This window comes from Gemmatimonadota bacterium, assembly GCA_026706345.1.
GTDB lineage: Bacteria > JAAXHH01 > JAAXHH01 > JAAXHH01 > JAAXHH01 > JAAXHH01.
This window is the reverse complement of sequence record JAPOYX010000193.1, coordinates 1-2,848: the sequence shown is the minus strand read 5'-3', so window position 1 is coordinate 2,848 and position 2,848 is coordinate 1. Positions and strand designations below refer to the sequence as shown.

General features: G+C 62.7%; 1 protein-coding gene. It reads right to left on the bottom strand.

What is annotated here, in order from left to right:
* Positions 1–2,848: isoleucine--tRNA ligase (gene ileS / locus OXG98_13080; protein MCY3772936.1), on the bottom strand; the 2,848-nt coding region annotated here is incomplete at both ends.

The following is a 2,848-nucleotide window of genomic DNA, read 5'->3' as shown; positions in this document are numbered from 1 at the left end:
GCAGAAGATCGCGGGTGACTGTCGTGTCGATGGCGACGGTGCAGCCGAAATCGGCTATCCCGGCCAGTCCGTCCGCATCCACCCGTTCAACCACGAGATCGTCAGGCGACAGGTCTACCCGCTCGCCGTCCACTTCCAGCGTCAGCGACCCGCCTCCCGCGACGCGGGCGCCGGTTTCGTCGCCGTCCAGGGCCTCCAGGGCCTGGCGAACGGCGTTCAGCCGCTTGCCGAAACGTGGTCCCCATCTGGAGAAGTCCGGCTTCACGGCATATCCGCGGAACGCATCCTCGTCATCAACCAGATCCAGGTCCTTCACGTTCAATTCTTCCAGGATCTGCGCCCGAAGCCGCGCAATGGTTTCACCCTGCCGGACGGTCGCGGGTTTCACCAGCAGGCGCAACGCCGGCTGGCGGACCTTCATCCGGGCTTCGTTACGAACGGCGCGGCCCAGTTCGATCACCTGCATGAGATCTTCCATGTCATCCATGAGAGCCTGATCGATCAACGCATCAGACACCTCCGGGTAACGGCAGAGATGGACGCTCTCGGGCGCCGAGGGATCGATTGGGGGAACCAGGCTTCGGTACAGCTCTTCGGCCGAAAAAGGGAGGATGGGCGCGATCAGCCTGCTCATCGTTACCAGGACTTCGTAGAGCGTCTGGATGGCCGACTGCTTGTCGGTATCGTCGCCGCTCTTCCAGAACCGGCGCCTGCTTCTCCGGACGTACCATGTGGAAAGTACGTCGATGAACCGTTCGGTTTCGCGGACAACGGACGCCGAATCGAAGTGGTCCATCCGGTCGTTGCAGTGACGGATCAAATGGTGAAGACAGGCGAGCACCCACCGGTCGAGTTCGCTGCGGTCCGATACGGGTGCCGAAGCGGTAATGGGAGGACAGTCCGGCAAATTGGCGTAGGTCACGAAGAACGCGTAAACGTTCCACAGCCTCAGCATCTTCCGGGTAACCTCTTCAGCCGGACCGTACCCGAAACGGAAGACCATGTTCAGCGGGGCCCCGGCGTACTGCCACCTCATCACGTCGGCGCCCATGCGGGCGGTTGCGTCCTCCACGGCGATCGCGTTGTCGCCGCTCTTGCTGAAGGGCTCGCCGTTTTCGTCCCGCATCTCTTCGTAGGTGAGCACGGCTTTGAACGGCGACCGGTCGTAGAGGGTCACTGACATGAACAACTGGGAGTAGAACCACAGCCTGATCTGTTCACGCATTTCCGTGATCCAGTCCGCGGGAAACCACGATTCCCAGGTGGACTCCTCGCCTGTCGCTACAACACCTGCCTTGTCCCGCTCGGCTTCCGGTCCGCGCTCCGACCGGATCGTGCCGTCGATTCCGCGGTGTTCAGGCAGATAGTTCAGGGTCGAAAAGGGCACGATCCCGGCATCGAGCCAGCAGTCGCCGACTTCGGTCACCCTGCTGACGGCCTCGCCGCACCGCTCGCAGGTGATTTCGATCTTATCGATCCAGGGCCGGTGGAGCTCGGGCAGATCGTCCACGAGCGTGGGATTCACGGCCCGCTCACGCAGCTCGGCCGTGCTACCCACGACGTTTACGTGGTCGCAGTTCCCGCAACAGTAAAAGGGCAGGGGCAGCCCCCAGAAACGGCGGCGCGATATGCACCAGTCCCCCATGTTGTCCAGCCAGTCCTGCATCAGGAGTCCGCTGTATTCGGGTACCCACCGGACCTTCGCGGCGGCCTGCTTCATCGGTGCCCTGATCTCGTCCGCGGAAATGAACCACTCGTCGGCCAGGCGGAAGACCAGGGGGGTCTTGCAACGCCAGCAGAAGGGATACCGGTGCGTGTAGTCTTCCCAGCGGAACAGCACCTCCCTGGATTCCAGTTCCCGCCTGACTCCTTCGGCTGATTCCCGCACGTGGGTGGCGGCGAGCGGACCGAGATCGCCCGTGAAATAGCCGTTTTCGTCGATCGGCACGATGATGTCCAGGTCCAGTTCCTGTCCGAGCTGATAGTCCTCGGCGCCGCAACCCGGCGCGATATGGACGATCCCCGTGCCTTCCTCGTCCGAAACCATGTCCCAGGCCACCGTGATCCGGTTGACCTCCCGCTGCACGGGGAGATCTTCCAACGGACCATGGAACGGCAGCCCGATCAGGTCTTCGCCCTTTTTGGTTTCGACTACTTCTGCTTCCGGCGGCAGCACCGTCTCGACGAGCGATTTCATCAAGTAGTAGTATTCGCCGTTCAGACTCGCTTTCGCATATTCGGCCTCCGGATGCAGCGCCAGGGCCGTATTGGCCGTGAGGGTCCACGGCGTGGTAGTCCAGACCAGGAAGTACTCGTCTTCCCGTCCGCCGACGCGGCAACGGAAGAAGCAGGAGGGATCGGTCTGCTCCTGGTACGAATCCACCAGTTCGTGCTGGCTCAGACTGGTGCCGCACCGCCAGCACCACGGCATGGACCGGTAGCCGCGGTACAGCCACTTCCTGGCGTCGCAGGCCTTGAGAAAGTGCCAGATATGTTCGATGTTGTTGTCATCCAGCGTGTAGTAGGACGCCGGATGGCCGTCGTCATGGTACCACTGCATCCAGTGGCCCATGCGGATCGACTGCCGCGTGATCCGCTCCGCGTATTCGTCCACCCGGGCGCGGCAGGCCCGGGAGAACTCCGCCAGGCCGAAGGTTTCGATATCCCGCTTCGAGTCGAACCCGAGCGCCCGTTCCACCTCGACTTCCACCCAGAGGCCCTGGCAGTCGAACCCGTTCTGCCAGCGCTGGTTGAACCCCTTCATGGCCTTGTAGCGGCAGTACATGTCCTTGTAGGTGCGGCCCCAGGCATGGTGGACGCCCATGGCGTTGTGAGCGGTGATGGGCCC